This is a genomic window from Mesorhizobium sp. M4A.F.Ca.ET.090.04.2.1, from assembly GCF_003999085.1.
GTDB lineage: Bacteria > Pseudomonadota > Alphaproteobacteria > Rhizobiales > Rhizobiaceae > Mesorhizobium.
In genome coordinates this window covers 1-5,735 of sequence record NZ_RZOT01000394.1, presented here as the reverse complement: position 1 = coordinate 5,735, position 5,735 = coordinate 1, and the positions used below count along the sequence as shown (strand labels likewise).

The window sequence follows — 5,735 nt, the reverse complement described above, 5'->3', positions numbered from 1 at the left end:
GGAAGCCTCCAGTTCCTTGCCGAGCGCGCAAGGGTCGCCGCCGCAGGTCTCGAGCCCGTCGGTGATGAGGACGACGGTTGCCTTGTCTTCGGTGTATTTCAGCGCCTCGGCCGCCTGCTTGACGGCTGCTGTCAGCGGCGTCTTGCCGACGAACTTCATGCTGTCGGCGGCGGCCGAAATGGCGCTCGCCGAACCCGCCTGCGGCGGCACGATCAGCTCGATGTCCTCGCAACTGCCCTTCTGGCGATGGCCGTAGGCCATGAAGCCTATCTCGTCGTCGGCCGGCACCGACTGCAGCACGGTACGCAGCGATTCGCGGGCGATCTCGAGCTTCGGCCTGCCGTCGATCTGCGCCCACATCGAGCCCGAGGCATCAAGAATGATGATGACCTTGTTGGCGGCAAGGCCAAGCGTGGTCGTCGACAAAAGGAGGATCGCCGTGGCGACGCTCCGTGCCAATCGCATCATGAAACTCTCCTAGGAAACCCCTCTGGTCCGCGGCGGGAAAGGTATTTGACCCGGCCTTGGGACACAAGTCCGCACACGGCCTTGCGCACAGGCACCAGGGACGGCGGCTCATGCTCAGTAGGTGGTGCGGCGCTCTTCCGACGGCGGTCGGCCGAACTGCAGCCGATAGCTCTGCGCGAAATAGGAGTGCGAGGTGAAGCCGGTGGCGATCGCCACGTCGAGGATCGGCATGTTGGTCTGGCGCAGCAGTTCGCGCGCCCGCTCGAGCCTGAGCCTCATGTAGTAACGCCCCGGGGTGACGCTCAAATGGCGCAGGAACAGGCGCTCGACCTGGCGCACCGACAGGCCCGCCGACTTGGCAAGCTGCACCGCCGACAGCGGCTCGTCGAGGTGATCGGCCATCAGCTCGACGATGCGCCTGAGCTTCTCCGACTTGCCGGTGAGGTCGCGTTCCGGGCCGACGCGCTGGCGGTCGCCGGCCGAGCGGATACGCTCGTGCTGGAACTGGTTGGCGACGCCGTTGGCGAGGTTGGAGCCGAAATCCGTGCGCACGATCTCCAGCATCAGGTCGATCGAGGTGGTGCCGCCGGCGCAGGTGTAACGCTTGCGGTCGATCTCGAAGACATTGCCGGTGCAGTTGATGTCCGGGAAACGCTCCATGAAGCCGGCGCGGTTCTCCCAATGGATGGTGCAGCGATAGCCGTCGAGCTGGCCGGCCTCGGCAAGCAGATAGGAGCCGACCGACAGCGCGCCGAGCGCATTGCCCCGCCTGCCCCAGCTGCGCAGCGCCGCCAGCACCTTGCTCTTGCCCGGGAATTCGATGGAGAGGCCGACCGACACGAACAGGATGTCGACCGGCGGCATATCAGCGACGGAATAATCGATCTTCAGCGGGAGGCCGTTCGAGGCCATGACGGCGTCGCCATCCGCCGATATGGTCGTCCAGCCATAGACATCGCGGCCAAGCAAGCGGTTGGCCGAGCGAAAGCAGTCGATCGCCGCGGCCAGCGAGAACATCGAAAACTTGTCGACCAGCAGGAACCCGAACTGACGACCACCCTGAACGGAATCGTTCGCGACCGGCCGTTCGATGGGAATTGAATGGTTCGGCAAGTAGACTGCTTCCCGGTCAGAAGGACGGCCGCTTCAACCCGGCCGCAAGGTAGGCGGAAGCTACAGTGTTCGCCATCAGCATGGCAATGGTCATCGGCCCGACGCCGCCAGGCACCGGCGTGATGGCGCCGGCCGCCTTGGCGGCTTCGGCATAGGCGACGTCGCCGACGAGGCGGCTCTTGCCCTCGCCCTTCTCCGGCGCGGCGATGCGGTTGATGCCGACATCGATGACGGTGGCGCCGGGCTTGACCCAGTCGCCCTTGACCATTTCCGGACGACCGACGGCGGCGACCAGGATGTCGGCGGTGCGGGCAAGCGCCGGCAGGTCCTTGGTGCGGCTGTGGGCGATGGTGACGGTGCAATTGGCGGCAAGCAAAAGGTTGGCCATCGGCTTGCCGACGATGTTGGAGCGGCCGACGACGACGGCGTTGAGGCCGGAGAGGTCCTTGCCGCGCACGCGCTCGATCAGGAGCATCGAGCCGGCCGGCGTGCAGGGCACGAAGGCCGTCTCCAGCTCGCCGGTGCCGAGCTTGCCGACATTGATGAAGTGGAAGCCGTCGACATCCTTCTCCGGCGCGATGGTCTGGATGACCTTGCCGGAATCGATGTGGCCGGGCAGCGGCAACTGCACCAGGATGCCGTGGATCGACGGGTCTGCGTTCAGATCCCCGATGATCTTGAGCAATTCGGCCTCCGAGGTCTCGGCCGGCAGCGTGTGCTGCAGCGAGTGGAAGCCGCATTCCTTGGCGGTGCGAGACTTAGAGGCGACATAGACCTGGCTCGCCGGATCCTCGCCGACGATCACCACGGCGAGGCCGGGCTTCGTCGCGCCCTTGCCCGCCAGTTCCGCGGTCAGCGCCTTGACCTTGCCAACCACGTCTTCGGCGACGCTCTTTCCGTCAATCACTTCGGCCATGAACCACCTTCAACTCTTCCATCAGCGCACGTCGCATCCCTTGGGATTCATGCGACCGCCTTGTCCCATTGTTTCACAGACCCGAAACCCGCGCGGTTCGGGCGATATGCCGAGCGGCATTTTCACGAAAATTCCGACGGGCAATCCCGTCAAAACGCCGTCGCATGCCGTAAACTCGAAACCGGCCGCTTTTATCGGATGGGGCGGGATTTAGAAATAGCGGCGGTTCGAACGGCTTTCGGTGAGCTCGCGCACCGCTTCGCGGAATTCGCGCAGGCTTTCGCGGATTTCGTCGATCTGGCCCTGCTGGTCCTCGGTGTCTTGCACCTGCGGCGACAATTGATCCCGGTAGGCCCCCTGCCCGCCGGGCTGCGCCGCTGGCGACGGATTGGCATAGCCAGCCGGCGCTGTCTGTTCGGGCCGTGCCGGCCGAAAACCGGGCTCATCGTCGTAGGCCCGCGCCCGCTGAGCGGGGTACATCGGTTGCCGCCGAGGCGGCTCATCCTGCTGGAATTGAGGCTGCCGATAGGACGCGGGGCGTTCGGTGACCTTGCCGGGATCGGCGGGCTTTTGCCTTTTGCCGGGCATCATCTCGCGCACCGCCGAAAGCAGGGCGCCGACCGGCCCCGAACGTTCGGCCCCGGTGGTCGCGGCGGGCGGCGGCGGAGGCGGCAATGGGGCGCGCGGCTGCGACCGCGGCAGCGGAGCAGGCGGCGGCGCCCGATAGACTTTGTCTTCGACCGCCGGCCTGCGGTCGTCGTTTCCGCGGCGACGCGAGCGCGAGGTCGCGGTTTCGTGCAGGCTCTCATAGGCGCCACGCATGGCGCCGAGCCCGACACCGGAAGCAAAGCCGAGCAGCAGGCCGGCGAGCGCCATCACGGCGCGCGACGGTCCTTTCGCCTCGAGCGGTGCAAACGCCTTGGAGATGACGTTGATGTTGGCGGTGTTGATGTCCTTCTGCTCGCCGGTTTCCTTGGCGCGCAGCAGGAAGGCCTCGTAAACGGAGCGCTTGGCCGCGGCCTCGCGCTCAAGCTCGCGCAGCGAGACAAGCGCGCTGTTGACGTCGCCGCTCTGCACCTTGGCCTGCGCCAGGCGGGAGGCAAGATCCTGCTCCAGCTGGACGGAGCGCTTCAGGTCGACCTGCAGCGAAGAAGCGATGCGCTGCAGTTCGCCGGCGATGCGGTCACGCGCGCCGGCGAGCTGGGCGCTGAGCGCCTGCAGTTCGGGATGGCGCGGGCCGAGCCGGACGGCGGCGCGATCGGCCTCCTGCTTCAGCGCCGCATATTGCGCGCGCAGTTCGCCCATGGTGTTGGAGTTGATCTCTTCCGGCAAGGTGCCGGTGAGGACCGAATTGACGCTGAGCGAACGCGCCGAAGCCGCCCGCGCGTTGAGCTCCAGCGTGCGGGCGCGGGCGACGGAAAGCTGCTCGTTGAGCTTCAGCATCTGGTCGTCGCTGATCAGATGGCCCTGCGCGTCGACGAGGTCGTGCGTGGCCCGGTAATCCTCGACCTTGCGCTCGGCCGCCTCGACGCCCTTGCGCAATTCGTCGAGCCGCGCCGTCAGCTCGTCGGTGGCGCGGCCGGCGGTGTCGGACTGGATCTGGCCGAAGGTCTGCAGGAAGACGTCGGTCATGGTGTTGGCGATGAGGGCCGACTTCTCGCCGTTCTGGGTGGTGGCGCCGATCGAGATGACGAAGGTCTTGCCGCCGCGCTCGACCGACAGGCTCTCGGCCAGATTGCCGACGGCGAGCGCGCGCCGGCGGGCATCGTCGGCGGCGCCGGCATCGTGGCGCGACAGGATCGAGCGGATCATCGACATGACGCCGAGACCGCCGGAACCTTGCCCGTTGAACTCGGGATCGTTGGTGAGATTGAGCTTGTCGACGACCTTGTTGAGGACCGTGCCGGAGGTGAGCACGCGGACCTGGTTCTCGACGATCGCCAGCGTCGCGTCGGAGGCGACCACGTTCTGTGTGAGATCGCGATCGGTGAGCTTGAGGTCGCGCGGATCGACGATGAGTTCGGCCGTGGCCTCGTATTTCTTCGGCGTCGACAAGGCAATTGCGACGCCGAGGGCCGCGCCGAGGATCGTCGTCGAGAGTATCAGCGCCTTCGAGCGGGCAATGCCGCGCACGACCTGCATCGGGTCGATCAGCGGCTTCCACTGCTCGCTGTCGGCATCGTCGACGGCGGGCCGCCGCACGTTCGCAGCATGGCGGGGATCGAGCGCGGCCTGAGGCGCGTGGCCTTGCGAAAGTCCCGCCGGCTCCTCGCGCGCATAGTCGCTTCGCTTGGCCCAGCCGTCCTCGACGTGCGGTTCGTTGGCGATCGGCTGCCGATCGGCCTGATATCGGCCCGGCTCGACGCCGGCGGGCGAGCGCGTCTCGCGCTGCGCGCGTGCGAGACGGTGGCGCTCCGCCGCATCCTCGCGCCATGACTGGTTGGCGCGGTCGCCGATCGCGACCAGAGAGGCGTCATCCTCGCCACGCATGGCCTGACCGAGCGCCAGCAGCGAGCGCTCACGCCTCCAGTCCTCACGGTTGTCCCTGTCGACCATTGTCTTGGAGCTTTACTCTTCGGCGGCTTGGGAGAGGCGGTCGGCCAATCGTTAAGCCACGCTAAACAGGCATAGGAAACAAAAGGTTAATTTCGGCGCCAGAAAGGCGAGTTTTCGCGCCCTGATTGCATGGTTTTCGGGCGCAGTCGAAGCCTCTCCAGAACGGCACGTTAAGCTTTCCGGCCTATGGTCCGGCGGATCTATGACCCATGCCAGCGACATACCGCAGAGGCGGAGCCTCACCCGGATCGGCGCCTTCGTGGCCGCGCGCCGGAAGCTGGTTTTCGATTATTTTTCCGCAATCAGCGGCGCGGGCGGACGGCTGGTGTTCTCGCTCGCCTATTTCATCGCGCTGGCCAACACGCTGTCGATCGCCGAATTCGGCATGTTCGCCACCGCTTCGGCGGCGGGCGTCATGCTGTCTCGCGTCCTCGCTTTCGGCTTCATCTCGGCGCTCTACCGCACCGCCACGATCCGCCCCAACCTGATCGGCACCTTCACCGCCGGCTTCCTGCTGCTCGGCATCGTCTCGCTGCCGGTTCTGGCGGCGGCATCCTACGTCGTCTACCTGATCTTCTTCGCCGGCACCGTGCCGCTGCCGGTGTTCGCCGCGGTCGTCTTCGCCGAGGCGCTGCTGTGGCGGCCGGTCGAGGTGGCGCTGATCGTCAACAACGGGCTCGGC

Annotated in this window: 4 protein-coding genes and 1 pseudogene; 1 reads left to right on the top strand and 4 read right to left on the bottom strand. The window is 66.5% G+C overall.

All coding sequences use genetic code 11. The features are described from left to right. The 4 genes from EN781_RS23695 to EN781_RS23680 all read right to left on the bottom strand — a co-directional run. On the bottom strand, positions 1-468 hold a 468-nt coding region (locus tag EN781_RS23695), incomplete at its 3' end, for a VWA domain-containing protein (protein ID WP_127400378.1). A gap of 114 nt (positions 469-582) precedes the next feature. Next, positions 583-1,581 carry a GlxA family transcriptional regulator gene (locus EN781_RS23690; protein WP_126056467.1) on the bottom strand — a complete coding sequence of 333 codons (999 nt, stop codon included), beginning with the start codon at positions 1,579-1,581 and terminating at the stop codon, positions 583-585. Positions 1,582-1,597: 16 nt separating this feature from the next. Further along, a complete protein-coding gene (gene folD, locus EN781_RS23685) occupies positions 1,598-2,497 on the bottom strand; it encodes a bifunctional methylenetetrahydrofolate dehydrogenase/methenyltetrahydrofolate cyclohydrolase FolD (protein ID WP_126056468.1) in 900 nt (299 codons plus the stop codon). A 210-nt stretch (positions 2,498-2,707) separates the two neighbouring features. After that, the gene (locus EN781_RS23680) at positions 2,708-5,053 is read right to left on the bottom strand and encodes a GumC family protein (protein WP_126056469.1); all 2,346 of its coding nucleotides are present in this window, start codon (positions 5,051-5,053) and stop codon (positions 2,708-2,710) included. A gap of 202 nt (positions 5,054-5,255) precedes the next feature. Here EN781_RS23680 and EN781_RS23675 point away from each other — a divergent pair. Then, positions 5,256-5,735: pseudogene (locus EN781_RS23675) on the top strand (lipopolysaccharide biosynthesis protein); the annotation flags it as partial.

Excerpts from the sequence above, each read along its gene's own strand:
- folD (WP_126056468.1), bottom strand. The coding sequence starts at position 2,497 with ATGGCCGAAGTGATTGACGGAAAGAGCGTCGCCGAAGACGTGGTTGGC.
- EN781_RS23680 (WP_126056469.1), bottom strand. The coding sequence starts at position 5,053 with ATGGTCGACAGGGACAACCGTGAGGACTGGAGGCGTGAGCGCTCGCTG.